Below are 26,362 nucleotides of genomic sequence, written 5' to 3'. Positions count from 1 at the left end.
TTCTGTTTGTCTTTACCAGTTTTTTTGTTTTTATGTAAATACTGGTAATATTTAGCGCTTTAAATGAGTCAGAAAAAGGATGTCGTTATAATCAGGGCTATATTTGTTTCTTGTTTTTCTTGTAAGCTTACCTTTTTTCTTTAAAAGGGTATTATAAAAATAAAGGAATTAAAAAGTCTTATGAACAAATTAGAATTATAGATGTGTTGCGATCTTAAATCCTGCCTGAGTAAATCTAGATCTAAATTATTAAAAAAATGAAAGATAGTAAGTAGGTAAATTGAGTTATGGGTTAACTCAATAATTATCATATTTTTAAAAGCTAGTAGATGAATTAACTAAATGAAGAGAAATAAAAAAGTTATGAATATTAAATCGATAAATTAGGTATTAATATTATAAGCAGGTGATAAAAAAAAAGGGGGATTGGGGGGATTAAGTGATAGATATAGAAGTTACTGTAAGCCGTTTAAATGCCAATCATATTCTAGGAAAGTTACCTCGGCGTTATCATTTACTTTTACAGTAGAATATTTATTTATATACTCTATTAAAGTGCTTTTTTCTGTAAAATCTCCTTTATACCATTCAAACATCTTAGAAACTTCAATTTTAGTAATTGTTATTTTATTTTTAGAAGAATCGTTTATAAAGTTCTTCATCAATAACTCTAACGTACTATTTAAATTCTTTGCAGTAAAAGCGTAGTTAGGGAATCTAGGACCAGATTTAGAGGCAGCATTTATTCCAACATGAACTCTAGGGTCATTATGCCATCTACGTAGTATTTTGTGCTCTATATAATCTAAAGAGTAGGTTTCTTTACCAACTACTGCAAAAGGGATTTTCCAAGCATTTCTACCTTTTCTTTTTATATCAGTAATCTTTTTTAAAGGATAACTGTCTAATATTAGTTTAATAGTATAGGCATTGTATGCATTCATCCAAAAAGCCTTTGCTTTATTCTGAGACCAGTTTCTACCAGGAATTTGATTCTCTAAATGATTTAAGTAGATATCTAGTAAAGCTCTGTTTTTTCTTAGGCCTTTATAATCGATATTTCCTTCAGTATCAACATAGGTTTTTAAAAGGGCATTAAATACATCGGTTTGTGAATAAGATTGAACGCTAATAAATAACAGAACAAGTAGTGTAATTGTTTTTTTCATTTGTTTATAGTTTTTACATTTCTCTATTTTTGACGAATATTTTTATGAATCATTACAAATAACAATTTTTTTTAATAACAAAGGTCATTCAATATTGAACGACCTTTGTTATATTTGTGTGAAAATAAGTGTTTTACAAATCAAAACCTATATTTATACCTAATTTATTTGCGATTAACTTGTTAATTCGTGTCTTTACTTCTGGTATTTTTACACTTTCTAATACCGTATTTGCAAAGGCATACATTAGTAATGCTTTCGCTTCTTTCTTCGGAATTCCACGTTGTTGCATATAAAATAAAGCATCTTCATCTAATTGACCAATCGTACAACCGTGAGAACACTTTACATCATCAGCAAAAATCTCTAACTGAGGTTTTGCGTTGATGGTTGCTTTATCGCTTATTAGAATGTTGTTGTTTTGTTGATACGCATTTGTTTTCTGAGCTTCTTTTTCAACAACTACCTTTCCGTTAAAAACTGCTGTAGAGCGGTCACTATAAATACCTTTGTAATCTTGATGAGATTCACAGTTTGGCTCAATATGATGCACCAATGTATGGTGATCTACATGTTGCTTTCCTTCAGTAATAGTAATTCCTTTTAAGATAGAATCGATGTGTTCTCCTCTTTGATAAAAGTTTAGATTGTTACGTGTAATATTTCCTCCGAAAGAAAAAGTATGCACAGAAACAATACTATTTGATTTTTGCTCTATGTAAGAATTATCTACTAAAGAAGCATTTTCATGATCATTCTGAATCTTATAAATATCTACCGTTGCATCTTTTGCAGCATACACTTCTGTTACGGCATTTGTTAAAACCGAATTAGAAGTTAAACTTTGATGACGCTCTATAATTTGAACATGTGCATTTTGTTCTGCAACAATTAAATTACGAGGTTGTGTCATGATAGCCTCTTCAGTACCTGTAGTAAAATAGATAACCTGAATTGGTTTATCTACTTCTACATTCTTAGGAATGTTAATGTAAGCTCCCTCTTTTGCAAATGCAGTATTTAACGATGTTAAATTATCTTGCTTTGCAATTTTATTGAAGTAGTTTTCAATAACAGCTTTGTATTTTGGTTTTGTTAATGCCGATGACATTAAACAAACATCAATTTTATCATGTGTAGTTTCAGATAAGAAAGAACTATATTTTCCGTCGATAAATACAATTTTATAAGTATCTATATCGTGGATGAAATATTTCTTAACATCTGCTAATTCTATAGCGTTTTCCGAAGTAGGAAAAATACTATAGTCTTGTTTCAATACAGCATTTAAAGAGGTGTATTTCCAAGCTTCTAATTTCTTAGTAGGAAAACCTAATTCTTCAAAATTCTGTAGCGCTTTTGTTCTAATATCGTGTATATCCGAATTGATATCCACTCCATTTTCAAAAGCGACGTACGACGTGGTTAATTTATCTTTTAATTCCATTTTTCTTAAGAATTAACTTCTTCCTTAATCCAATCATATCCTTTTGCTTCTAACTCTAAAGCTAAAGAAGCATCACCTGTTTTTACGATTTTACCATCGTATAATACGTGTACAAAATCAGGAACTATATAATCTAATAAACGTTGGTAGTGTGTAATTACAACTACAGCATTGTCTTTAGATTTTAATTTATTTACACCGTTAGCTACAATACGTAACGCATCGATATCTAAACCAGAATCTGTTTCGTCTAAAATAGCTAATTTAGGCTCTAACATAGCCATTTGAAAAATCTCGTTACGTTTCTTTTCTCCTCCAGAAAAACCTTCGTTTAAAGAACGCGATAAGAATTTACGGTCTATCTCTAATAATTCAGATTTCTCACGAATCATTTTTAACATGTCTTTTGCAGGCATGTCTTCTAAACCTTTAGCTTTACGATTTTCGTTAATAGCTGTTTTGATAAAGTTAGTTACCGAAACACCAGGAATTTCTACAGGGTACTGAAAAGATAAAAATACACCGTTGTGTGCTCTTTCATCAGGACCTAATTCGCTAATATCTTCGTTATTTAACTCTATTGAGCCATCTGTAACTTCGTACTCTTCTTTTCCTGCAATTACGTTCGCTAACGTACTTTTACCAGCACCGTTAGGACCCATTATTGCATGAATTTCACCTGCTTTAACCTCTAAATTCAATCCTTTTAAGATTGATTTATCTTCTATGTTAGCGTGTAAGTTTTCTATTTTTAACATTACTAGTTACTTTTTTAATAGATTTTGTAATTTCTTGAAAGCTTTTGGTGAGTGTTGAATGATCACCTCAGCATTTTTTTCTTTAGCGAAAGCTTCAAATTTTTGCATGCTTTCTATAGTTTGCTCAACATTATAGTTGAATGAAGGAACACCTTTGTTGGCTCTGTTCTCTTCAAAATGATATAAATCACCCGTTAATAAAACTGGTTTTTCAATACCTGATACTTTTACATATAAAGCTTGATGGCCAACTGTATGACCTGGCATGTATTTTATAACAACAGTATTGTCGCCAAAAACATCGTAATCACCATTTATTTTTTTGACATTTTTTAATGCTGCTACCGCAGGATTTTTCTGTTTTAAAGAGTCTCCAGCAACCGAATTATATTCGTTTTCTTGTACCAACCAAGTTGCATCTTTCATGTAGTTTGCATGCCCTGTATGATCAAAATGAGAATGAGACATTGCAAAATATTTAAAATCTTCAATTTTAAAACCAATTGTTGCTAATTGATTCGCTAATGAGTCTGCTCTTTGTACTGTAAATGTTCCGTCACCAGGAGTTACAGCTTCTGGTAATACTAAGTTTTCTGGTAAGCCAGCATCCCACATTAAGTTTCCTTTCGGGTGAGAGATTACATAGTATGCATCACTAAATTGTTTTGTTTGTCCTGTATACGTAGTGTCTTGAGAAAAAACTTCTAATTTGTTAACCAATATCGATCCACCATTTAAAACATATAGTTTTACGGCCGTTTCTTCAGTAGTCGTTTTATCAGCATTCTCTTTTTTATCAGTGTTTTTACAACTAATAACTGTAATTGCGATAAGTGTAAGCAAAAATATTTTTTTCATCATTTTATGATTTAAATTATCCAACACTTCCTTCTAAACTAATTTCCAATAGTTTTTGTGCCTCTACAGCAAATTCCATTGGTAACTTATTTAATACTTCTTTACTAAAACCATTAACAATTAACGCAATTGCTTTTTCAGTATCAATACCACGTTGGTTACAGTAAAATAATTGGTCTTCACCAATTTTACTCGTTGTAGCTTCGTGTTCTATTTGTGCTGATTTGTTTTTAGTCTCGATGTACGGAAACGTGTGTGCGCCACATTCGTTACCCATTAATAAAGAATCACACTGAGAGAAGTTACGAGCATTTTCTGCACGTGGTCCTATATGAACCAATCCTCTGTATGAATTTTGTGATTTACCTGCAGAAATTCCTTTCGAAATAATAGTCGACTTGGTGTTTTTACCTAAGTGAATCATTTTCGTTCCGGTATCAGCTTGCTGGTAATTATTAGTTACAGCAATTGAGTAAAATTCTCCAACAGAGTTGTTTCCTTTTAAAATACAACTTGGGTATTTCCAAGTAACTGCAGATCCTGTTTCAACTTGTGTCCAAGAAACTTTTGCATTGGTTTCGCAAATAGCTCTTTTGGTTACGAAGTTGTAAACACCACCTTTTCCTTCTGCGTTTCCAGGATACCAGTTTTGTACTGTTGAGTATTTAATTTCAGCATCATCTAATGCAATTAACTCAACAACTGCGGCGTGTAATTGATTTTCATCTCTACTTGGTGCAGTACAACCTTCTAAATAAGAAACGTAACTACCTTTATCGGCAACAACTAAAGTTCTTTCAAACTGACCGGTTCCTCCTTCGTTAATTCTGAAGTAAGTTGATAATTCCATTGGGCAACGAACGCCTTTCGGAATGTAACAGAAAGATCCATCAGAAAAAACTGCCGAATTTAATGCTGCATAAAAATTATCGGTAGTAGGAACTACGGTTCCTAAGTGTTTTCTTACTAATTCTGGATGTTCTTGAATAGCTTCAGAAATAGGCATAAAAATAATACCTTTTTCTCCTAGTGTTTCTTTAAAAGTTGTAGCAACAGAAACTGAATCCATTACAATATCAACAGCAACATTAGCTAGTTTTTTTTGCTCATCTAAAGAAATACCTAAACGCTTAAAAGTATCCAATAATTCTGGGTCAACTTCATCTAAACTGTTTAATTTTGGCTTTTCTTTTGGTGCAGAATAGTAAGCAATTTCTTGAAAGTTAGGTTTCTCGTAATGAACATTTGCCCATTCTGGTTCTTCCATTGTTTGCCAAACTCTAAACGCTTCTAAACGCCATTCAGTCATCCATTCTGGTTCGTTTTTCTTTTTAGAAATTGCACGAACCACGTCTTCATTCAAACCTTTAGGAAAGGTTTCGCTTTCTATTTCAGTATAAAAACCATATTCATATTCTTTGGTTTTTAACTCTTCTCTTAAATCATCTTCTGTATACTTGCTCATAATTGAGTTGTAATATTATAGTGAAAAACTTTCGCCACATCCACAGGTACGGTTTGCATTCGGATTGTTAAATACAAATCCTTTACCGTTTAAACCTCCAGAATATTCTAATGTTGTTCCTACTAAGTATAAAAAACTTTTTTTATCAACAACGATTTTAACGTTGTTCTCTTCGAAAATTTTATCGTTTTCTTGTGTGCTTTTGTCAAAAGTTAGGTCGTAAGATAAACCTGAACAACCTCCGCTTTTTACACCAACACGTACAAAATCTACTGTAGCATCAAAACCGTCATCAGTCATTAACTCGATAACTTTGTTTTTTGCTGTGTCTGAAACTTTTATCATTACTTAAGTGGATTAACTCTAAATAGTTTGCAAATATACAATATAAGTATCAGTTTAGTACATAACTTGGCATTGTGTTTTTCGATAGGTTTATTTGATTTTCTGATTACTCTTGAAAATCTAAATTATTAACAAAATCATTATCAGATAGTGAGAGTAAAAATGCTTTTAAGTCAGATTTATCCTTTTCTGAAAGATTAACACCACCTTCATTTACTTTTTTCATCAAAGGATCAATCGTTGATGAAGTTTTTAAACCTGTTGAATAATGATTAATAACTTCATCTAAAGTAACAAAACGACCGTCGTGCATATAAGGGGCAGTAAATTTTAAATTACGAAGAGAGGGAGATTTAAATTTACCATTGTCATTTGGATCGCCAGTAACTTTAGCTAATCCTAAATCAGATAAAACAGCATCTAAACCGTTGTTGTGAAATTTATTATCGGTCCAAAGTGGATTGTTATTACTTCCATGGCAATGAAAACAATCGCCGCGAGCTTCATCCATAAAAACATCAAATCCGTTTTGTTCTTGCGGAGTTAATGTTGTTTTTCCGAGTAAAAATTGATCGAATTTAGAATTTCCAGAAATGAGTGTTCTTTCGAATTGAGCGATTGCTTTGGTAATTAAAATAGAATCTATTTTGGTGTTTCCGAAAGCTTGTTGAAATAATGTAGGATATGCTGGGTGGTTTTTAATGCGTTCTGCAACATTCGTCCATTTGCTATGCATTTCTATTGGGTTTCGAACAGGTTCTAATGCTTGTCGTTCTAAACTAAGTTCTTTCCCGTCCCAAGTAAAACGCTCATCGAAATTCCAAGCTAAATTGAATAAAGGCATCGAGTTTCTCTTACCAAGTAATCCATCTACACCTTCACTAAATTGCGTGTTATCTGTAAAGGCTTTTGCAGGATTATGGCAAGTTGCACATGATTGTGAGTTATTTTGTGATAATATTTTATCGAAAAACAATTTTTTACCTAAAGCAATTCCTTCTTCGGTTAACGGATTGTTTGTGGGGATTACTGGTGCAATTATTTTTTGTTGAAATAATTCGGGAATTTCTAAATTTACGGGTACAGGAGTATATATATTATTTTCTTCTTTTGATGAGCAACTCATTAAAAGTAATAGTAATAAAATGTATATACTTTTTTCCATTATTTAGTTTTATTGTGAAATTTTCCCTAAACTAAAAACGCCACTTTGTACATTTTCATGCATTTGTTTTTGAGCTCCATAATCCATCATTAAATTAATGTTTTTATCATTTAAATCCCAATCATTCGGAGATTTAAACCAACCTGCAATATTCATTTTAACCTCTATATTAGCATTTTTTTTAATGTTTACGCTTCCTAAATTTACAAGGAAAGAAGTATCTTCGGGTATTGATGTTGTTGTGTTGTAAGCCCTAATTACATGAAAGTTGTAAGGGTTTTCATTAGGAACATCATCTTTGTATTTTCCATCTAATTGCATAAAATGATAACCGCCACCTAACATCATTGGAACATTCCAAGAAGCGGTATTTAAATCGGCATACTCCCCGTCTATATTATCATCGTTATTAAAACCAAAAGTTATGGCTAAACTATAATTTCCTTCAGTTATTTTTAATGACGGATTAAACACTAAGCTTTCTTCATCGCTTAAATCGATTAATTTATAACCTTCAAAAATAGTAGCTTTATCGGCTGCATCTGTTAAAGTGATTTTTGATACTAAATAACGTAATTTATCAATAGTAAGTTTAGTCCCTAATTTATTGGTGAGTTCTGTGTTGCTTAAATCTGATTTCTCAAAAGAAGCACCATCCCAATTTTGGGTAAAATTTATTTTAACACTAACTTCTTTTATAGGTTCGTCACTGTCTGAACTACATGAGAAAAGTAATATGCTTAAGAAAAGGACTATATATTGTTTCATTTTTATTTTAGTTTGATAATCAATAGGTCAGAAAAACCTTTGTTTGTTGCTATATCTTGATTGTTACTACTGCTTTCGCCTACAGCGATAATATTTCCGTTAGTAAGCTCTATTGCATCGTAACAAAAATCTATTTCGGTGCCACCAATAGTTTTTTGCCATTGCTGATTTCCGTTTGCATCAATTTTAAGAATTAAAGCATCGTTTTGCCCTTTGTTGGTAAATCCGTTATCAGCACTTCTTGAGCTTCCTGAAATAAGAAAACCTCCATCAATGGTTTTGCGAATAGAACGGCCAACATCAAAACTAGTACCGCCGTAATTTTTTTGCCATATCAAATCACCATCCGAAGTTATTTTTATCGCCCATAAATCTGCTCCTCCATTGTTTTGTGTTACATCTTTGTTAGCGCTACGTGTGTCTCCAATAATTATAAAATTACCATCATCGGTTGTTGTAATTGCTCTAGCTTCGTCAATTTCATCACCGCCAAATGATTTCTCCCAAAGTAAGGTTCCAGCTTTATCAGTTTTTACGACCCAAAAATCATAACCACCCTTGTTATTTGTAATGTCAACATCATCACTATCAGAAGAACCAACCATTAAATAACCGTCAGAAGTTTCTGTTATATCGTAACAAGTATCGGTATTTGTGCCACCAAAATATTTACGCCATTCAATTGTGCCGTTGGTATCTAATTTTATTCCCCAATAATCGCCACCAGCATGTTTTGCGGCTGTTTTTACGTTTCCTAAACCTCCGGATGCTGTTACGTCTAATATGCTTGCAATAAAATAACCATTGTCTGAGGTTTGAATTAAGCTAAAACCTTGATCTGTGCCTGAAAATCCTGTGCTTGTTTTCCAAAGAATATTTCCTGATGCGTTTAACTTTAAAATCCAAACATCTTCAAATCCTTGGTTAGAATTTAAATCTCCATCATCACTTTTGCTGTAGCCAATAACAGCAAATCCGTTATCGTTGGTTTGAATAATTTTGTAGGCTTTCTCATCGTTTGAACCTCCGTATGTTTTTTGCCATTGCAATTCGTCATTTGCATCGAACTTTAACAACCAATAATCATATTGAACAGTCGTTTTTGTTGTGATAATATCTCCATCAATACTTTGTGTGAAACCTAAAACAATATAGCCGCCATCAGAAGTTTCAACAACGCTTCTTCCGCTTTCATTTTTTGTGCCACCATAAGTTTTTACAAAATCAACTTGTGCTGTTTTTATAGGTAATTGTATGCTAGTATCATTGCTACAACCATACATCACTATGAGTAATATAAAGAAGGTTTTTTTTAGCATTTACTGTTTTTTTATAATGAATAAGCCTTTGTTGATGTCACTTACTACTATTTTACCACTGCTAAAATAAGGGTATACATTCCAAACACCATTAAAATTAGCGCCGTTATTACTTGGGTAAGTGTCGAAAAAACCAGTTTCTGTGATGTTTTTACTTTCTATGTTAGAAATATCAATAAAACGTACGCCTGCCGTGTAATTAGCAAGATAAAAAGTATTGTCTTTAACATATCCGTTATGATCTATTGCAGCAGTTGGACCTGTGTAAGTAAAATGTTCTTTAGGGTTTTCTAAATCAGTGAAATCAAAAATAATATTTCTTGTTTTGTTTCCAAAACGTTGTTCATCTAATTCATCTCCTAAAATAAAATATTTTGCATCTTCAGTAAACCAACCTTGGTGTGTGTAACCTACGTTTGCGTATGATATTCTAGAAATATTTACGGGGTTTGCTTTGTCACTTATATCAACTATAACAACTTCATTTTCATTGCTTCCTATTAAAATTTCTTTACCAATATACCTAGCATCCGGACCGTTGTAGTTGATTACTTGCGCATCGTGACTGTAATTATCGGTTCCCCATCCGCCTTCGCTTTTAGGGTTTTTAGGATCTTGTATGTTGATAAATAGAGGGCCTCCTTTATAAGTTCCTGTTTTACTAGTTCCTACAGGGTAAGCGTAACCAGAATCTTCATTGATAACGATGTTGTGTGCGCTACCAAATTCAGTAAAATGTGTGTCTGCAGTAAAATTAGCAGGAGGATTTGCAACATTTCTTAGTTTTGCTAAATCAAAAACTTGCATTCCGTGATTTGTTGCTTCGCTTACAATAAAAGCATGGTCTTTGTAAACTTTTATATCATGCCAAGGACTACTTACGGTTGCTGTAGATAATTTACCTAAATATACAGGGTTGTTAGTGTTTGTTATATCTATAAAAACAGTTCCGTTTTCTACGCCCATTATTGCGTACTCTTTATTGTTTGTAGGATCTGTCCATCCCCAAGAATCATTGCCTTCTGTAGCTCCAAAAGTACTGAGTGGTATGTTTAAAAGTAAATCGTAATTATTACAAGGATATATTCCTGCCATACCAGATACACAAGGTATTTTGTTTCCCATAGGAGGTTCTTTGTCAATATTCTCATTTGAAGTACAAGAAAATAATAGTAATAAAAAAGAGAATAAAAGAACAGGTTTAATCTTATTAATCATAATGAATTTTTTTTTAAAAGTATAAAGTTAAAGAATAACTACTTATAAAACAGTAATAAATAGTTAAACCCTATATTAATTTAAAAATTGTTTGGTTTTGTTTAAAAACTATGTTTAGTACCTTTGCAAAATGTTAGAAGATAAAAATCAAGAAAGAACATCATTAGCTGAACTAGGAGAGTTCGGATTAATAAACCATTTAACGGAACATTTTAAAATATACCATTCATCAACTCAAAAAGGAATTGGTGATGATGCAGCAGTTATAAGTTCGTCAGATAAAGAACTATTAATAACGACTGATTTGTTAATAGAAGGTGTGCATTTCGATTTAAGCTATATGCCTTTAAAACATTTAGGTTATAAAGCTGTAATGGTAAATTTATCAGATGTATATGCTATGAATGGTGTTGCAGAGCAAATTACCGTATCAATAGCTGTTTCTAATCGCTTTCCGTTAGAAGCATTAGAGGAATTATATGCAGGAGTGCAATTAGCTTGCGATAGCTATAAAGTAGATTTAATTGGAGGGGATACAACATCTTCAACTAAAGGAATGTTAATTTCTGTTACAGCAATAGGAGCTGCAAAAAAAGAGGATATTGTATATAGAAACGGCGCAAAAGCTACTGATTTAATAGTTGTGTCGGGAGATTTAGGAGCTGCATACTTAGGCTTGCAAGTTTTAGAAAGAGAAAAACAAGTATTTCAGGTAGATCCTCAAAATCAACCAGATTTAGATAAATACACCTATTTAATTGAGCGTCAGTTAAAACCAGAAGCACGTAAAGATATTTCTGAATTGTTAAAAGAATTAGATGTAAAACCAACAGCAATGATTGATATTTCTGATGGATTGTCATCTGAAATAATGCATATCTGTTCACAAAGTAAATTAGGGTGTAAAATTTATGAAGAAAAATTACCCTTAGATCCACAAGTTATTTCTACTTCAGAAGAATTTAATATGGATAGTACCATGATTGCTTTAAGTGGAGGTGAAGATTATGAATTGTTATTTACAGTGCCACTTGCTGATTTTGATAAAATAAAGGCAAATCCTAATTTATCAATAATCGGTCATATGGTTGAAGAGAATCAAGGTGTCAATTTAGTAACTAGAGCAGATCAAGAAATAGCATTAAAAGCACAAGGTTGGAATTCTTTTGAAGAATAAATTTTATACTTAATATTATTTTAAAAAACCATATTTCATTGAAGTATGGTCTTTTTTTGAATAAAAATTAATGATTACAATAAAGGTTAAAATCATATAATATTGTATATTAGTAATCAGAAAGTGAATTTATTAATTAACGAAAAATCAAAAGAATAATGGGAATTTTTTCATTTATTAAAAATGCAGGTGCTAAAGTATTTGGTATCGGAAAAACAACAGAGGAGGAAGCTTCTGAAAAATCAGCTAAACTTATAGACGCAGTAAATAAATTAGAGTTTTCTGTAAAAAATTTATCAATAGATATTGAAGAAGATAAAGCAACGGTTTCTGGAGAAGCCTCTGATTTAGCTACTAAAGAAAAAGTAGTTTTAGTTGTGGGTAATACAAATGGTATTGCATCTGTAGAAGATAATATGACTATTACCGAGGTTGAAGAGATTGATGTCGAAGCAATGGCTAAGTTTCATACTGTAGTAAGTGGTGATACTTTAGGTAAAATAGCAAAAGAATTTTATGGCGATGCAATGAAGTATCCTGTAATTTTTGAAGCAAACACACCAATGTTATCACATCCAGATAAGATTTATCCTGGGCAAGTATTAAGAATACCACCATTAGTAGACTAATTACTCGTAAAAAACACTTTAAAAAGCACTGCAAACGCAGTGCTTTTTTTATGAAAATTATACATTTTACTTTAATCGGTTAAACATTTTTACTTAACTAAAAAATAACCAAAAAGAAGCAGAATATTTTTCATCTTTGCTGTTTAATTATAGTAAATAAAAGATGAGTCAAAGAACGCTAGCATTAATAGCAACGTCAATAGCTACACTTATTTATGGTGTTACATTTACAGTTGCAAAAGAGGTAATGCCTCTATATATAAAGCCGTCTGGTTTTATCTTAATTCGTGTAGGATGTGCGGCTATGGTTTTTTGGTTATTAGGTGTTTTTGTAAAAGCAAAGCCAATAGAGAAGTCAGATTATAAGAATATTATGATAGCTGCTTTTTTTGGAGTAGGGTTTAATATGCTTACCTTTTTTAAAGGACTTAGTTATACAACGCCAATTAGTGCTTCTGTAATGATGGTTACATCGCCTATTTTAGTGCTAATATTTGCAAGTATTCTCTTAAAAGAAAAGTTAATTTTCAGAAAAATAGCAGGAGTGATTATTGGCTTAATAGGAGCCGTAGTCTTAATAGCTTATGGTAGTTCGCCTAATGTAGATGCTAAAAATATGATGTTAGGTAATTTTTTGGTGTTTATTAATGCTGCTTCTTACGGAATGTACTTAGTAAAAGCAAAGAAGTTAATAGAAAAATACAATCCAATAGTATTTGTAAAGTGGTTGTATTTGTTTGGTTTGCTTTTCGTAATTCCTTTTGGTTTTTCAGAATTAACTGAAGTTCAGTGGCACTTAATGCCAACATCAATTTATTTAAAAGTTGGGTTTGTTGTTTTGTTTACAACTTGTATAACCTATCTTTTTAATTTATTTGCATTGTCTAAATTAAAGCCAACAACGGTAAGTGTTTTTATTTATTTACAACCCGTTATTGCATCAATTTATGCTTTAATTGTAGGTAGCGATAGTTTAAGTATGGTAAAAATAGCAGCTACTCTTTTGATCTTTTTAGGTGTCTTTTTGGTAACTAAACAAGTAGTAGCTAAAAATAAATAAATGTATCTTTGCTTTTTCTTTTAAATTGACAATATGATACAGTCTATGACGGGTTATGGAAAATCCGTATTACATTTACCTTCTAAAAAAGTAACCATTGAAATCAAATCTCTTAATAGTAAGAATTTAGATTTAAATACAAGAATGCCATCTTATTATAAAGAAAAAGAATTAGCTGTTCGTAAGAAGCTAGCTAGTAACTTGGTAAGAGGTAAAATAGATTTCTCTATCTATGTCGAAACAACAGCAGAAGTAACTTCAACAAAAGTAAATAAAGCAGTTGTTGAAAATTATGTAGCTCAGTTAAGAAATGCAATGGCTATCGATGCTGCTGCTGATATTGAGTTGTTGAAAATGGCAATAAAAATGCCAGATGCTTTAAAAACTGAGCGTGAAGAGTTAGATGAAAATGAATGGACTCAAATTGATACTCATATTGATGAAGCTTTAAAGGAAATTATAGCTTACAGAACAGATGAAGCTAAATCTTTAGAAGACGACTTTAAATTAAGAATAACAAATATTGAAGTTGCTTTAGAAGAAGTTAAAAAGCTAGACGGAGAAAGAATAGAAAACGTAAAAGAACGTTTGCAAAAAGCTTTAACAGAATTAAAGGTCGAAATTGATGAAAATCGTTTCGAACAAGAGCTTATTTACTACTTAGAAAAGTTAGATATAAACGAAGAAAAAGTTCGTTTAGGAAATCATTTAGTATATTTCTTAGAGCAATTAGATACTGCCGATTCTAACGGAAAAAAATTAGGTTTTATCGTTCAGGAAATTGGTAGAGAAGTAAATACCATGGGGTCTAAAGCTAATTTTGCCGTGATGCAAAAAATCGTGATCCAAATGAAAGATGAGTTAGAAAAAATAAAAGAACAAATTTTAAACGTTTTATAAAATGTCTAAAGATTTTAAAGGAAAATTATTTGTGTTTTCAGCACCTTCAGGATCAGGGAAAACAACTATTGTTCGTCATTTACTAAAAGAGCAAAAATTTAATTTGGAATTCTCTATATCAGCAACATCAAGAGAGGCAAGAGGTTTTGAGGTTGATGGTGAAGATTACTATTTTATATCTACAAGAGATTTTAAAGATAAAATTAAAGCAGATGAGTTTTTAGAGTGGGAAGAAGTATATAGAGACAACTTCTACGGAACTTTAAAAACAGAAGTAGAGCGTATTTGGGCTTTAAATAAACACGTTATTTTTGATATTGATGTAGTTGGCGGTTTGCGTATAAAGCATAAATTTCCAGAAGAAACATTAGCTGTTTTTGTAAAGCCACCTAGTGTTGATGAACTTAAAATTCGCTTGAAGAAAAGAAGTACCGAAAGTGAAGATAAAATTAACATGCGTATTGCTAAAGCATCTGTAGAGTTGGCAACAGCACCTCAGTTTGATAAAATTATAAAAAATTACGAATTAGAAGTTGCTTTAAAAGAAGCTGAAGATTTAGTAAGTAATTTCTTAGAATTAAGTTAAGCAATTTTTCAAAAAACGTTTTTAAAAAGGTATGAAAAATATCGGATTGTATTTCGGAACTTTTAATCCTGTTCATATAGGGCATTTGATTATTGCAAATCATATGGTTGAAAATTCGGATTTGGACGAAATATGGATGATTGTTACACCTCATAATCCGTTTAAAAAGAAAAGTTCTTTGTTAGATAATCACCACCGGTTAGAAATGGTGTATTTGGCAACGAAAGAATATCCGAAGATTAAACCATCTGATATTGAGTTTAATTTACCACAACCGAATTATACTATAAATACATTAGCGCATATTTCAGAAAAACATCCAGATTATAATTTCAATTTAATTATGGGTGAAGACAATTTAAAAAGTTTTCATAAATGGCGAAACTTCGAAGCTATTTTAGAAGACTATAATATTTATGTGTATCCGCGAATATCAGAAGGAATCGTTGACAATCAATTTAAAGAACACGCTAAAATTAATAGAGTAGCAGCTCCAATCGTACAAATATCATCTACTATGATTAGAAAAGGAGTAAAAAATCAAAAAAACATACAGCCGTTGTTGTCTGCAAATGTTTGGACTTATATTGATGAGATGAATTTCTATAAAAAATAGTTTCGAAATTTTTTCGTTGTATATTTGAATCTCAAATTAGTATTAAGGTGGCTAAAATTCAAAATAAGCGAAAGCTTAAACAAAAACTTATTGATAAATACCGATTGGTAATTTTAAATGAAAACACTTTTCAAGAAAAGTTTTCATTAAAATTATCGCGATTAAATGTGTTTGTTTTCGGAGGTTTGTTTTCTGTATTACTTATTGTATTAACATCATTATTAATAGCCTTTACAGGTTTACGAGAATACATACCGGGTTATTCATCTACAGCGTTAAAAAAGAAAGCAACTAGATTAATCTATGAAGCAGATTCTTTAAAAACAAGACTAGCAATTATAGAGCGTTATACCGAAGCATTAAGACCTGTTTTAACGGGTGAAATAGCTCCTGAAAAAATCGATTCGATAAGAACAGATGCTCAGAGTTTTGTAATTGATGAGAGTAAGTTAGAAGCCACAAAACAAGATTCTTTATTTAGAGCAAAAGTTGATAGTAAAGATCGATTTCCTTTGTTAGAAGGTGGTATAGGAAGAGCCAAAGTTGTGTTTTTCTCTCCATTAACAGGTAGCGTTTCACAAAGCTTTAGTATGGATGATAAACATTACGCAATAGATATTGTTGCCCAAACAGGTATTCCTGTAAAGGCAATTGCAGACGGAACTGTAATTTTAGCAGAATGGACAGCTGAAACAGGTTATGTAATAACCATACAACATCCTAATAATTTTATATCAGTATACAAGCATAACGGAACATTGTTAAAGCAACAAGGTGATATTGTAGAATCAGGAGAGGCAATTGCAAGTGTTGGTTCCACGGGAGAGTTAACAACAGGTCCGCATTTACACTTCGAATTATGGAACAACGGGTTTCCTGTTGATCCAACAGATTATGTAGATTTTCAATAGTAAAAATAGAGGAGGTTAAGCGATTATTTTTAATGTAGATAATTGAATTTATTGAACCTAAAATATTAAAAAATTAAGATGAGTATCAAATCTATCCTAGCAATTCCTTTTGCAAAACAAGTACGAAGGCAAGTTTATAAATGGGCCAATAAACCTCATGAAACGCAAGAAAAAGTTTTTCAGTACTTGGTAACAGAAGGTTGTAAAACAGCCTTTGGTCAAGATCATGATTTTATTTCTATCAATAATTATGAAGATTTTAAAAAACGCATTCCAATAAACGATTATGAAGGGTTGCGTACTTATGTAGATAGAATGGTTGCTGGAGAGGAAAATATATTATGGAAAGGAAAACCGTTGTATTTTGCTAAAACTTCAGGAACAACATCTGGTGCTAAATACATTCCTATTACAAAAGAATCTATGCCAACGCATATTAAAGCTGCACGAAATGCTTTGTTGTTTTATGCAGCAGAAAAAAACGATGCTAGTTTTGTAAACGGAAAGATGATTTTCTTACAAGGAAGTCCGGTTTTAGAAGATATGAACGGTATAAAATTAGGTCGCTTAAGCGGAATTGCAGCGCATTATGTACCTAATTATTTATTAAAAAACCGCCTGCCAAGTTGGGAAACTAATTGTATTGAAGATTGGGATACGAAGGTTGATAAAGTTGTTGAAGAAACAATAAATGAAGACATGTCTGTAATTAGCGGAATTCCGTCTTGGGTACAAATGTATTTTGAGAAATTAATTGATAAAACAGGAAAAACGATATCAGAGTTGTTTCCGAATTTTAATTTCTTCGTATATGGTGGTGTAAATTTCGAGCCTTATAAAAATAAATTTGAAGCTTTAATCGGAAAAAAGATTGATTATATAGAACTGTATCCAGCATCCGAAGGTTTTATAGCTTATCAAGATTCACAAACTGAAAAGGGAATGTTATTACAGTTAAACTCGGGTATTTTTTATGAGTTTATACCGGCAACTGAGTTTTTTGATGAAAATCCAACACGTATTTCTTTAAAGGATGTAAAATTAGGTGTTAATTATGCCATTATTTTAAATACATCTGCAGGTCTTTGGGGATATAATATTGGCGATACTGTTGAGTTTACCTCTTTAAAACCATATAGGATTAAAGTAACCGGTCGTATAAAGCATTTTATTTCTGCCTTTGGCGAACATGTAATTGGTAAAGAAGTAGAAACAGCATTAAACGATGCAATTGTAGGAACTAATGTAAATATAAGTGAGTTTACAGTTGCACCACAAGTAAATCCGGAAAGCGGATTGCCATATCACGAATGGTTTATTGAGTTTGAAAATGAACCTGATAACCTAAAAGAATTAGCGGCTAAAATAGATGCTTCTATGCAAAGCCAAAATGTATATTATTTCGATTTAATCTCTGGTAAAATATTACAACCGTTAATTATTAGAAAGGTTAAGAAAGGCGGATTTCATGAATACATGAAATCGATAGGGAAATTTGGAGGACAGAATAAAATTCCGCAATTATCCGATAATCGTAAAATTGCTGATGTTTTAAAAGAGTTTTTAATTTAAACGTTATTGTGAACGAAGCGAAGCAATCTGTCTAAGGTTATTTCTAAGGCTAGAAATAGATAACTTGGTCGTTTCTTCTCGTAATGACGTGTTATTTGTCATTACGAGGTACGAAGTAATTTGCCTAATGTTATTTCTGCTCTGCAAAGAGATTACTTCGTCATTCTTCCTCGTAATGACGTTTGTATTTTTATTAAATTTAATAAAGAAAACTTTATTCTATTATTTTTTGTTGTAGATTTAAACCCTAACCAAACAAAAAATAAAATGAGTACAACAACTAACGGGGTAACATTAAACTTAGTTCAATTTTTAGAATTTGATACGAATATTCCTGCTGCAAATAAGCCATCAGGACCATTAGTAAATATTTCAGATGTTGAAGGTGGTAACGATACACCATACATGATGACAATATTAGCTTACTTACCAAGTAATACATTAAATCCATTAACAAATACAAATGGTTTGCAATTAAAAGGGGATATCATTTATTTAAATTATTATGGTATTACAGCTACATCTATCTTAAAGAAAGATGGGACTACTGGAACTATAGATTGTAGAGATTTTTGTGTAGAATTTAATTGCACAGAAGAAACTACCGAATATGATTTATATTATGTGCAGTTTACCTATCAAATTAATGATGGAACTTCTGCGGATGCAATTTTAGTAAGAGATGAAGATGAAGATCCAGAAACTGATAGAGGTACTGTAACTATACCAGCGAATGGAGGTCAATAGATTTTTACTTTTTTGTTTTTTTTTAATAAGAATCGTTAGTTTTTCACAAGAAATAAAAACTAACGATTTGGATGCCTTATATAAAAAAGGAAAGGAAATATCTAGTTTAACAGAAAATAAGGCTTTTGTTAAAGCATATAAATATTATAGAGAAAAGAAATATGACTCATGTTATTCGTACAGTAGCAAAGCTTTTTTGAGTTTTCATTCAAAAGATGAAAAGAATATTTTAAATTATATACAAGGTGTTAGTGCAATAGAAAAGTCACTATATAAGAAGGCGTTAGGGAATATGTTGCTTGTTTCTGATAAAAGATATGAAAATTTAAAACAACAAAAGTTAGGAAGAATTTACCTTAGTTTAAAAGAATACGATAAAGCGATATTTCATTATAAAACATGGAATAAGAATTCTATAAATGAAACTTTAGATTTAAAAATAGCAGCATATCATAATTTAGGTTTATGTTATATTCATAAAAAAAAATATAAAAAAGCTAAAGAATATTTTAAAAAAGAAATTTCATTAATCTCGGCTATTGATACATTGGCTATAGTGAGAGCTAAGACCGAGTTAGCAAATGTATATTACAATCAATATTTAGATGATGATGCTATTCCTTTATTTAAAGAGGCATATAGTTTAGCAAAATCCTTTTCAAATATTGAATTAAAACAATATGCAGCCAAGAATATGGCTGTAGTAGAAAAGAATAGAAAACGCTTTAAAGAGAGTGTCGATTATTATATAGAATATGGTAAATGGAAAGATTCTATTTGGAGTAGAGATCGAATTTGGGAGCTTACCGAGAAAGATAAAAAAATAGCAGTTGCACAAAAACAACAAGAAATAGCAGTGCAAGATGAGCAAATAAAACGTCAGAAAGTAGTTCAAAAAGGGTTGCTTTTAGGAGCTTCTGGCCTGTTAGTGTTCTTGGGAGGGCTGGCTTTTTTTTATAGGAAATTACAAAGTAAAAATAGGCTTATTACCCAACAGAAAGAGGCTTTAAATGTAGCTAATAATACTAAGAATTATTTATTTTCAGTGGTATCACACGATTTACGTTCGCCTATAAATAGTATAAAAAGGCAGCATCAAAAACTAGCGAAACATATTGTTAATAACGATTTGCCTGCAATTAAGGAAGCTACGAAATCGGCTATTGCAGTTACCGAAAGTACGAGTCATCTATTAAATAATGTATTGCATTGGTCGTTAGAACAAAGTAATATGTTGAATTTCTCTGAAGAAGAACATGTGTTACAACCTGTTATAGAGCATGTGTTGTTCGATTATGAAGATTTAGCAGAAGCGAAAGATATTTTAATTTCTAGTAATTTAGAAAGTGATATTGTTGTTTTGACAGACAAAGAATCATTGAAAATAGTAATTCGGAATTTAATTGACAATTCAATAAAATATATGGATGGTTCTGGGGGTATTTCTGTGAAAACGGAGAAACATTCAGCAACTCATGCATGTATTGAAATTAAAGATTCAGGTATTGGAATATCTGAAGAAAAACTTCAAAAAATTAATGCGTTAAAAGATTTATCTATCGATAAGATAGATCGTTCTAAAGGAATCGGATTAGGTTTGCTTTTATGTCAAACACTAATTAAGAAAAATAACGGAACGTTATTCTTTAAGAGTAAAGAGGGAGCAAGTACCACAGCGATTATATTGTTGCCTTTAGTTTAATTTTATTGTAATACACGTGGTGAAAAAATCATTAGTATTTTTTCACACCTTTTTTGAATTATTTCGTCATTTAAGATGAACCATCCGTCATTGCGAGGCACGAAGCAATCTGTATTTTGGGAGTTCTAAATATTAAGATTGCTTTGTAATTCTTCCTCGTAATGAGCTGACGCTAGTTATTGTGAGCGGAACGAAGTATTATTTTTAGTGAAAATTTAGCATCAGAATAAGTATCTTCGTAAGCGAATACTTTAAACATAAAAACTGATGACTAATTTACGGTTACTACTTTTAGAAGATTTAGATGAGGAGGCTACAGAGATTATTGATTTTTTAGAAGATAATAATTACGAAGTTATTCATGTTAAAAATGCTACTGAAGCTGAAAAAGAAATAAAAAACAGGTTTTTTGACGTTATTCTTCTTGATATTATGATTGACGGAAAACCGGAAGGAATTTCGTTAGGACATCGCTTGAATAAGCAAGGTATAGAAGCCCCTTTTTTATTTTTAACAAGTATGCAAAGTAAATTAGTGTTTGATGAAGCTAAACTTACTAAGCCATATACCTATTTATTAAAACCATTTAACAAATTAGAGTTGTTATATTCATTGGAGTTAGCTCTAGAGAAGTTTCATGAACAGTCAAGTAGTATTAGTTTAAATGATAAAAATGCGATTATAAGTCCGTCTTTTTTATTCGTAAAAAAGAAACGAAGTATTATGAAGGTTGATATACAATCTATTATTTATATAGAAGTAAAAGAAAAATACTGTAAACTGGTTTGTGATGAAGATGATTATCTAATAAAATTATCGTTAACCAAAATTAAAGAATTACTTGGTGATATCGATTTTGCGCAAACTCACAGAAACTATTTGGTGAACACAGCAAAGATTAAAGAGATTTATTTTGAAGATAATTTATTGGTTTTACAAAATAATCACAAAATATTATTTAGTGAACGCTTCAAGAATCAGTTTATAAAGAATAATACTATTTTTAGATAAGAAAGCAGTAAAAAACACAATGTATTTCTCCCCGAAATTAGTTATGTTAATTACCGCTTTTAACTATTTCAAAAGTATACTTCTATTAAGTTTTTTTGTAAAGTAAATCTTTAAATGAATACTATTTAAGTATAAGCGTGTATAGAAATGATATAAACGTTTTTGTTTAAATAATAGTAGAGAAATAAAAAAAAGGAGGTGTAAAATATAATCTCCCCTTTATGGATTATATCTTAAAGCTCCTTTTTTTGAACGTTTTTATTAAGAATGTCACCCCTACGTGTATTCTTAATTAGTCAGTTAAAATAATCCCCTTATTATATCTTAACTGATGTAAATATAATTAGTTATAGTTATTTGTTTGAAACATAATTCTTTAGTGGGTTTAAATAGGGGCGTAACGTGTGATAAAAAGGTATGAGTGTTTTGAGGGGAGAAAAGCTTTTTTTAAATAAAAATGACATTAAATGAAAATTGTATCTACAAATATCGGCGATAAAAAGGAAGTTAATTGGAAAGGAGAAATCATTACTACAGGGATTTTTAAATACCCAGTAACTGCACCTATTTTTTTAGATATAGAAGACGTTGTTGGCGATACTGTATGCGATAGAGAAAACCATGGTGGAATCGATCAGGCGGTCTACGCATATTCTTTAAAGCATTATGAGTATTGGAAAACAATACACCCAAATTTAGATTGGCAATTAGGAATGTTTGGCGAGAACCTAACGATTGATGATTTAGATGAATCGAAACTTCATGTAGGCGATATCTTTAAGGTTGGTGAAACTATTTTAGAGGTAACAAAACCACGCTTGCCTTGTTTAAAATTAGGCGTTCGATTTAATGATATGAAAATGGTAAAACAATTTTGGAAACAAAATTTTCCAGGTCTTTATTTTAAAATAATACAAACTGGTTTTGTGAAAATAGGAGATAAATTTGTGCAAATAAAATCTTTTCCTGAGAATTTAACAATTACGGCTGTTTATCAAAATAAAAGAGTAGAAAAAGAAGTTTAATTCTCTTTTTCTAATTCAAATACTTTTTGAAGCATTTTGTCATCTATCTCGTTTACCTTATATAAACCTTCGTCGCTAAAAAGTTCGCGAGCAATTAATGTTTTTAAGTTTCTTTTAAGTTGATTTTTTGTTTTTTCAGAAAGTCGATAGCTTTTAAGTTTGGCTAAAAATTCATTAGACACTTCATTATTTGTGTCAAAATTATCAATAAAATCGCTAACAGTTGTGTTCTCTAGCTTTTTGCGATTTGTATCTACGTAGGTAAATGCGAAATTATTTAAAGGTCTAAAAAATATGGTAGGAACATAAGTAGAGGTGTCAACAGCAACAAAATGATCGGGAATTATTCCGCCTCCACCAAATACTATTTTACCTTTCGGAGTTGTAAATTTTAAGCTATCAATAGTTTTTATACTATCTCTGTTAAATAATTCACCGTTAGAATACCTATTCTCTAAATCGTTTGCATAAATAGAAGAAGGTGCTTCTTTTGTGTATGGTTTCTGAATAGATCTACCAGTTGGAGTGTAATAGCGAGCCGTTGTTAAACGAACAGCAGAACCATCACCTAAATCCATTTCTTGTTGCACTAATCCTTTACCAAAAGAACGACGCCCGATGATAATTCCTTTATCGTTGTCTTGTAAAGCACCCGCAACAATTTCTGAAGCCGAAGCAGAGTTTTCATCAATTAAAACATACAAACCACCTTTTTCAAAATCACCTTTATTGGTAGCAAAAGATTCATTAATGTCTCCTTTATTATTTTTTGTGAAAACGATTAATTTATCATCTTCTAAAAACTCATCAACAATACTATTAGCAATATCAATAAATCCACCACCATTTCCACGAAGATCGAGTACTAAATCGGTCATTCCGGTTTCTTTAAGAGCATCTAAAGATGTTTTAAATTCTCGGTAAGAATTACGTGCAAAACGGTTTAACTTTATGTAGCCAACACTGTCGTTTAGCATGTAGGCAATATCAACACTTTTAATATTTACTTTGCCTCTGTTTATGGTTACATTAAAAATACTATCAGTTGTTTTTCTATAAATCTGAACGTCTACTTTCGTATTTGGTTTGCCTTTTAGGGCTTTCATTATTTGAGGAGTTTGTAGGTTTTTACCATACAAAGTATCTTTATTTGCCATTAAAATCCTGTCACCAGCTTTAACACCTTCTTTAATACTTGGTCCTCCTTTAATTGGTGAAATAACGGTAATAGTATCGCCAATTACACGAAATTGCACACCGATTCCTACAAAATTACCTTGCATGTTTTCGGTAATTAGCTGTAGATTTTCTTTTGGAATATATACTGAATGCGGATCTAACTTGCCTAGCATTTCGGTAATTGCTCCGTCTAGTAATTCATCAGTATTTACATTATCAACATAATCACTCTGAATATAATCAATGAGTCGTTTTATCTTTTTTTCGCTGGATGAGCTTTTGCCAATAAAATTAGTTGAGCTTCCGTTGCTAAAAAAAGTTCCGATAAGAATACCGAAAACTACGGCGATTGAAAAATATATAGGGAGGTTATTCTTGTTCATAAGGTAAATTGGTTAAATCAACACCTGCTTTTTCTAAAAAATCGACTCCAGAAGAATCTTTGTAAGCTTCAGCATATACAACACGTTTTATACCTGCTTGGTGTATTAATTTGCTGCATTGTTGGCAAGGAGAAAGTGTAATGTATAAAGTAGCTCCTTTGCATGATTGTGTAGAGGCAGCAACTTTTAAAATAGCATTGGCTTCGGCATGTAAAACATACCATTTTGTATAGCCTTCTTCGTCTTCACAATAATTTTCAAATCCTGATGGCGTACCGTTGTATCCGTCAGAAATTATCATACGATCTTTAACAATTATGGCACCTACTTGTTTACGTTTACAATGCGATAATTTACCCCATTCTTGCGCCATTTTTAAATAGGCTTTGTCGTATTTTAATTGTTTTTTGCTCAAAATTAAAGTTGTGTGAAGTGCTAATATAGGTAGATTAAAAAAGGTGTATGGTTAAACTTTTACCAAAAAACGCGGTTTACCATCATTTGAAAAGCAAAACCAATAACGATTGATGAGATAATTAAAATCCAATCGCGACGATTTACACCAAATATAGATTGCGCTAAGGTTCCTATCAATAAAATGATTAAAACGATAATAATCTGTGCAGCTTCTACACCAATTGCGAACTCTAATAAAGGTACAAGTTTATCGGAAGTTTTACCTATCATTATTTTAAAGTAATTCGAGAAACCGAGCCCGTGAATTAATCCGAAGAAAAGGGCAAAAAATAAATTCTGATTTTCTTTTCCTACAGATGCTTTTTTAGCGGTTAATACGTTCATTAAACCGGTTATAAAAATGGTTAACGGAATTAAAAACTCCACCAAATTACTATTCACATTTAAAATTCCGTAAGCCGATAAAGCTAAGGTTATAGAATGCCCAATGGTAAATAATGTGATAAGCCATAATACTTTTGTCCATTGTTTAAATAAGTATACAACGGCAAGTACTATTAAAAATAAAATATGATCGTAAGCTCTAATATCAAGTACATGAAATAAGCCCATTTTAAAGTAGAAAATAAATTCGTTCATTCGGGGTTTTTAAATTTTTATTTGTCGGTCTATTTGTTGGTCTAAAGATATAAAAGTTTCTGTTCTTGAAACCCCTTTTATGTTCTGAATATCTTTATTTAACAAATGCATTAAATCTTCGTTGTTTTTACATAGTATTTTAATAAAAATAGCATAGTTACCAGTTGTATAGTGGCTTTCAACAATTTCAGGAATTTCTTTTAAACGTTTTATTGCTGATGAATACATGCTAGATGAATCTAAAAAAACACCTACAAAAGCAGTTGTGTTATAACCTAAAGCTTTAGGATTTAGCACCATTTTATAACCGTCGATTAAATCGGAAGCTTCTAGTTTTCGTAAACGTTGATGAATTGCAGCTCCTGAAATTCCTACTTCACGAGCAATGCTTAAAATAGGCGTACGAGCATCTGCAACCAATCGTTTGATAATGATTTTATCAATTCCGTCAATCTTTAATTTCTTAATCATACGGCAAAAATAAGAAAAGTTTAATTATCAATAAAAAACAATAAATTATTGTTTTTCGATAATTTTATTATATTTGCAGTGTAAATGAATTTAGGACTAAATGTTAATCCGTCATTCTGAATTTATTTCAGAATCACATTCTTATAGTAAACTGTAGTTTTGATGTGAACCTGAAACAAGTTCAGGTTGACGTAATCTAAATTATTAAAACGGATATAGAATCAAAAAAATATAAAATGAAAACAAATCAATTATTAAAAGCGATGAAATTTATTTCTTGGGCAGTATTTATCGGCTTATTGATAAAAGCCGGAACTATGCTGTTTTTATACTTTTTAAGTATTGGTACTCCTGAGGTGTCAAGAAATTTATTTGAAGGACTAAACTTAAACGAATACTACAATTATAGTTTTTGGCAATACACGCTTATTGTAAGTTATAAAGTATTGTTGTTTGCAACCGAAGCTTACATCGCGTTTTTAGTGATTAAATTATTGAGTAGTTTAAATTTACAAAACCCTTTTAACGTAGCGGTTTTAATGTTGATGAACAGAATTAGTTATACCATTTTTGGCTTATGGATTTTAGCAATAATACACAATACACATGTTCAGTTTTTAGCAAAACGCTATGATTTTACGATGGACTTATTTTCGAGTGATTTTATCTTTTTAGCAGGAATCATTTTCATTTTTGCACAAATTGTGAAAAGAGGAATTGAAATTCAATCAGAAAACGATTTAACAATATAAATTATGAGAAAATTATACATTCTAAAAAGCTTGGTTGACTTTCTTTTTATTAGCAGAAGTTGCGTAGTTCCTT

27 protein-coding genes are annotated in these 26,362 nt (G+C 31.1%); 13 read left to right on the top strand and 14 right to left on the bottom strand.

Annotation, left to right across the window (positions count from 1 at the left end; genetic code table 11):
* Positions 1-455: 455 nt before the first annotated feature.
* The 10 genes from H0I30_RS09360 to H0I30_RS09315 all read right to left on the bottom strand — a co-directional run bounded on the left by H0I30_RS09360 (position 456) and on the right by H0I30_RS09315 (position 10,512).
* Positions 456-1,169, bottom strand: coding sequence for a DUF547 domain-containing protein (locus H0I30_RS09360; RefSeq protein ID WP_218771600.1), 714 nt, complete (start codon positions 1,167-1,169; stop codon positions 456-458).
* Between the two features lie 133 nt (positions 1,170-1,302).
* Entirely contained in the window at positions 1,303-2,616 is a 1,314-nt protein-coding gene (sufD, locus tag H0I30_RS09355) for a Fe-S cluster assembly protein SufD (RefSeq protein WP_218771599.1), read from the bottom strand.
* A gap of 5 nt (positions 2,617-2,621) precedes the next feature.
* Complete coding sequence (gene sufC, locus H0I30_RS09350) at positions 2,622-3,374, bottom strand: Fe-S cluster assembly ATPase SufC (protein ID WP_218771598.1); 753 nt, start codon at positions 3,372-3,374, stop codon at positions 2,622-2,624.
* A gap of 6 nt (positions 3,375-3,380) precedes the next feature.
* A complete protein-coding gene (locus tag H0I30_RS09345) occupies positions 3,381-4,232 on the bottom strand; it encodes an N-acyl homoserine lactonase family protein (protein WP_218771597.1) in 852 nt (283 codons plus the stop codon).
* A 16-nt stretch (positions 4,233-4,248) separates the two neighbouring features.
* Positions 4,249-5,697 (bottom strand): Fe-S cluster assembly protein SufB, encoded by a 1,449-nt coding sequence (gene sufB, locus H0I30_RS09340; RefSeq protein WP_218771596.1) that lies wholly within the window; start codon positions 5,695-5,697, stop codon positions 4,249-4,251.
* 15 nt (positions 5,698-5,712) lie between these two features.
* Positions 5,713-6,042 carry an iron-sulfur cluster assembly accessory protein gene (locus H0I30_RS09335; protein ID WP_218771595.1) on the bottom strand — a complete coding sequence of 110 codons (330 nt, stop codon included), beginning with the start codon at positions 6,040-6,042 and terminating at the stop codon, positions 5,713-5,715.
* Positions 6,043-6,148: 106 nt separating this feature from the next.
* Positions 6,149-7,207: a cytochrome-c peroxidase gene (locus H0I30_RS09330; protein ID WP_255554360.1), complete on the bottom strand. Its 1,059-nt coding sequence runs from the start codon at positions 7,205-7,207 to the stop codon at positions 6,149-6,151.
* A 9-nt stretch (positions 7,208-7,216) separates the two neighbouring features.
* Positions 7,217-7,975, bottom strand: coding sequence for an MbnP family protein (locus tag H0I30_RS09325; RefSeq protein WP_218771594.1), 759 nt, complete (start codon positions 7,973-7,975; stop codon positions 7,217-7,219).
* 2 nt (positions 7,976-7,977) lie between these two features.
* On the bottom strand, positions 7,978-9,294 hold the full coding sequence (locus H0I30_RS09320; protein ID WP_218771593.1) for a hypothetical protein: 1,317 nt from the start codon (positions 9,292-9,294) through the stop codon (positions 7,978-7,980).
* On the bottom strand, positions 9,295-10,512 hold the full coding sequence (locus tag H0I30_RS09315; RefSeq protein ID WP_218771592.1) for a choice-of-anchor B family protein: 1,218 nt from the start codon (positions 10,510-10,512) through the stop codon (positions 9,295-9,297).
* Positions 10,513-10,642: 130 nt separating this feature from the next.
* Here H0I30_RS09315 and thiL point away from each other — a divergent pair, with 130 nt between their 5' ends.
* The 12 genes from thiL (at position 10,643) to H0I30_RS09255 (ending at position 22,448) form a co-directional block, all read left to right on the top strand.
* Complete coding sequence (gene thiL / locus H0I30_RS09310) at positions 10,643-11,689, top strand: thiamine-phosphate kinase (protein ID WP_218771591.1); 1,047 nt, start codon at positions 10,643-10,645, stop codon at positions 11,687-11,689.
* 158 nt (positions 11,690-11,847) lie between these two features.
* Positions 11,848-12,318, top strand: a complete 471-nt coding sequence (lysM, locus tag H0I30_RS09305; protein WP_218771590.1) for a peptidoglycan-binding protein LysM — start codon at positions 11,848-11,850, stop codon at positions 12,316-12,318.
* A gap of 163 nt (positions 12,319-12,481) precedes the next feature.
* Positions 12,482-13,378 carry a DMT family transporter gene (locus H0I30_RS09300; protein WP_218771589.1) on the top strand — a complete coding sequence of 299 codons (897 nt, stop codon included), beginning with the start codon at positions 12,482-12,484 and terminating at the stop codon, positions 13,376-13,378.
* 33 nt (positions 13,379-13,411) lie between these two features.
* Positions 13,412-14,278, top strand: a complete 867-nt coding sequence (locus tag H0I30_RS09295; RefSeq protein WP_218771588.1) for a YicC/YloC family endoribonuclease — start codon at positions 13,412-13,414, stop codon at positions 14,276-14,278.
* A 1-nt stretch (position 14,279) separates the two neighbouring features.
* Positions 14,280-14,864, top strand: a complete 585-nt coding sequence (gene gmk / locus H0I30_RS09290; protein WP_218771587.1) for a guanylate kinase — start codon at positions 14,280-14,282, stop codon at positions 14,862-14,864.
* Between the two features lie 31 nt (positions 14,865-14,895).
* A complete protein-coding gene (nadD, locus tag H0I30_RS09285; RefSeq protein ID WP_218771586.1) occupies positions 14,896-15,480 on the top strand; it encodes a nicotinate (nicotinamide) nucleotide adenylyltransferase in 585 nt (194 codons plus the stop codon).
* 47 nt (positions 15,481-15,527) lie between these two features.
* Positions 15,528-16,391, top strand: coding sequence for a M23 family metallopeptidase (locus tag H0I30_RS09280; RefSeq protein WP_218771585.1), 864 nt, complete (start codon positions 15,528-15,530; stop codon positions 16,389-16,391).
* A gap of 78 nt (positions 16,392-16,469) precedes the next feature.
* On the top strand, positions 16,470-17,963 hold the full coding sequence (locus H0I30_RS09275) for a GH3 auxin-responsive promoter family protein (RefSeq protein ID WP_218771584.1): 1,494 nt from the start codon (positions 16,470-16,472) through the stop codon (positions 17,961-17,963).
* A 267-nt stretch (positions 17,964-18,230) separates the two neighbouring features.
* A complete protein-coding gene (locus H0I30_RS09270) occupies positions 18,231-18,710 on the top strand; it encodes a hypothetical protein (RefSeq protein WP_218771583.1) in 480 nt (159 codons plus the stop codon).
* A gap of 67 nt (positions 18,711-18,777) precedes the next feature.
* Positions 18,778-20,412 carry a sensor histidine kinase KdpD gene (locus H0I30_RS09265; RefSeq protein ID WP_218771582.1) on the top strand — a complete coding sequence of 545 codons (1,635 nt, stop codon included), beginning with the start codon at positions 18,778-18,780 and terminating at the stop codon, positions 20,410-20,412.
* Positions 20,413-20,679: 267 nt separating this feature from the next.
* Complete coding sequence (locus H0I30_RS09260) at positions 20,680-21,423, top strand: LytTR family DNA-binding domain-containing protein (RefSeq protein WP_218771581.1); 744 nt, start codon at positions 20,680-20,682, stop codon at positions 21,421-21,423.
* A 467-nt stretch (positions 21,424-21,890) separates the two neighbouring features.
* Positions 21,891-22,448, top strand: coding sequence for an MOSC domain-containing protein (locus tag H0I30_RS09255; RefSeq protein WP_218771580.1), 558 nt, complete (start codon positions 21,891-21,893; stop codon positions 22,446-22,448).
* On the opposite strand, the gene H0I30_RS09250 is transcribed toward H0I30_RS09255, so the two are convergent.
* The 4 genes from H0I30_RS09250 to H0I30_RS09235 are packed head-to-tail and all read right to left on the bottom strand — an operon-like array spanning position 22,445 to position 25,537.
* The gene (locus tag H0I30_RS09250) at positions 22,445-24,010 is read right to left on the bottom strand and encodes a S41 family peptidase (protein ID WP_218771579.1); all 1,566 of its coding nucleotides are present in this window, start codon (positions 24,008-24,010) and stop codon (positions 22,445-22,447) included. The genes H0I30_RS09255 and H0I30_RS09250 overlap by 4 nt on opposite strands.
* A complete protein-coding gene (locus H0I30_RS09245) occupies positions 23,997-24,428 on the bottom strand; it encodes a dCMP deaminase family protein (RefSeq protein ID WP_218773508.1) in 432 nt (143 codons plus the stop codon). Before H0I30_RS09245 ends, H0I30_RS09250 begins: the two co-directional genes overlap by 14 nt.
* A gap of 56 nt (positions 24,429-24,484) precedes the next feature.
* Positions 24,485-25,066, bottom strand: coding sequence for a HupE/UreJ family protein (locus tag H0I30_RS09240; protein ID WP_218771578.1), 582 nt, complete (start codon positions 25,064-25,066; stop codon positions 24,485-24,487).
* 9 nt (positions 25,067-25,075) lie between these two features.
* Positions 25,076-25,537 carry an Lrp/AsnC ligand binding domain-containing protein gene (locus H0I30_RS09235; protein WP_218771577.1) on the bottom strand — a complete coding sequence of 154 codons (462 nt, stop codon included), beginning with the start codon at positions 25,535-25,537 and terminating at the stop codon, positions 25,076-25,078.
* A 236-nt stretch (positions 25,538-25,773) separates the two neighbouring features.
* Here H0I30_RS09235 and H0I30_RS09230 point away from each other — a divergent pair, with 236 nt between their 5' ends.
* Positions 25,774-26,289 carry a DUF2975 domain-containing protein gene (locus H0I30_RS09230; RefSeq protein WP_218771576.1) on the top strand — a complete coding sequence of 172 codons (516 nt, stop codon included), beginning with the start codon at positions 25,774-25,776 and terminating at the stop codon, positions 26,287-26,289.
* Positions 26,290-26,362: the final 73 nt, after the last annotated feature.

It is taken from the genome of Tenacibaculum sp. AHE14PA, assembly GCF_019278465.1.
Taxonomy (GTDB): domain Bacteria; phylum Bacteroidota; class Bacteroidia; order Flavobacteriales; family Flavobacteriaceae; genus Polaribacter; species Polaribacter bernardetii.
This window is presented reverse-complemented; position numbering and strand designations above follow the sequence as displayed.

Excerpts from the sequence above, each read along its gene's own strand:
- thiL (WP_218771591.1), top strand. The coding sequence starts at position 10,643 with ATGTTAGAAGATAAAAATCAAGAAAGAACATCATTAGCTGAACTAGGA.
- sufB (WP_218771596.1), bottom strand. The coding sequence starts at position 5,697 with ATGAGCAAGTATACAGAAGATGATTTAAGAGAAGAGTTAAAAACCAAA.
- H0I30_RS09240 (WP_218771578.1), bottom strand. The coding sequence starts at position 25,066 with ATGAACGAATTTATTTTCTACTTTAAAATGGGCTTATTTCATGTACTT.
- H0I30_RS09345 (WP_218771597.1), bottom strand. The coding sequence starts at position 4,232 with ATGAAAAAAATATTTTTGCTTACACTTATCGCAATTACAGTTATTAGT.
- H0I30_RS09330 (WP_255554360.1), bottom strand. The coding sequence starts at position 7,207 with ATGGAAAAAAGTATATACATTTTATTACTATTACTTTTAATGAGTTGC.
- H0I30_RS09320 (WP_218771593.1), bottom strand. The coding sequence starts at position 9,294 with ATGCTAAAAAAAACCTTCTTTATATTACTCATAGTGATGTATGGTTGT.
- H0I30_RS09250 (WP_218771579.1), bottom strand. The coding sequence starts at position 24,010 with ATGAACAAGAATAACCTCCCTATATATTTTTCAATCGCCGTAGTTTTC.
- sufC (WP_218771598.1), bottom strand. The coding sequence starts at position 3,374 with ATGTTAAAAATAGAAAACTTACACGCTAACATAGAAGATAAATCAATC.
- H0I30_RS09295 (WP_218771588.1), top strand. The coding sequence starts at position 13,412 with ATGATACAGTCTATGACGGGTTATGGAAAATCCGTATTACATTTACCT.
- H0I30_RS09300 (WP_218771589.1), top strand. The coding sequence starts at position 12,482 with ATGAGTCAAAGAACGCTAGCATTAATAGCAACGTCAATAGCTACACTT.
- sufD (WP_218771599.1), bottom strand. The coding sequence starts at position 2,616 with ATGGAATTAAAAGATAAATTAACCACGTCGTACGTCGCTTTTGAAAAT.
- H0I30_RS09335 (WP_218771595.1), bottom strand. The coding sequence starts at position 6,042 with ATGATAAAAGTTTCAGACACAGCAAAAAACAAAGTTATCGAGTTAATG.
- lysM (WP_218771590.1), top strand. The coding sequence starts at position 11,848 with ATGGGAATTTTTTCATTTATTAAAAATGCAGGTGCTAAAGTATTTGGT.
- H0I30_RS09360 (WP_218771600.1), bottom strand. The coding sequence starts at position 1,169 with ATGAAAAAAACAATTACACTACTTGTTCTGTTATTTATTAGCGTTCAA.
- H0I30_RS09260 (WP_218771581.1), top strand. The coding sequence starts at position 20,680 with ATGACTAATTTACGGTTACTACTTTTAGAAGATTTAGATGAGGAGGCT.
- H0I30_RS09315 (WP_218771592.1), bottom strand. The coding sequence starts at position 10,512 with ATGATTAATAAGATTAAACCTGTTCTTTTATTCTCTTTTTTATTACTA.
- H0I30_RS09235 (WP_218771577.1), bottom strand. The coding sequence starts at position 25,537 with ATGATTAAGAAATTAAAGATTGACGGAATTGATAAAATCATTATCAAA.
- gmk (WP_218771587.1), top strand. The coding sequence starts at position 14,280 with ATGTCTAAAGATTTTAAAGGAAAATTATTTGTGTTTTCAGCACCTTCA.
- H0I30_RS09270 (WP_218771583.1), top strand. The coding sequence starts at position 18,231 with ATGAGTACAACAACTAACGGGGTAACATTAAACTTAGTTCAATTTTTA.
- H0I30_RS09275 (WP_218771584.1), top strand. The coding sequence starts at position 16,470 with ATGAGTATCAAATCTATCCTAGCAATTCCTTTTGCAAAACAAGTACGA.
- H0I30_RS09230 (WP_218771576.1), top strand. The coding sequence starts at position 25,774 with ATGAAAACAAATCAATTATTAAAAGCGATGAAATTTATTTCTTGGGCA.
- H0I30_RS09325 (WP_218771594.1), bottom strand. The coding sequence starts at position 7,975 with ATGAAACAATATATAGTCCTTTTCTTAAGCATATTACTTTTCTCATGT.
- H0I30_RS09255 (WP_218771580.1), top strand. The coding sequence starts at position 21,891 with ATGAAAATTGTATCTACAAATATCGGCGATAAAAAGGAAGTTAATTGG.
- nadD (WP_218771586.1), top strand. The coding sequence starts at position 14,896 with ATGAAAAATATCGGATTGTATTTCGGAACTTTTAATCCTGTTCATATA.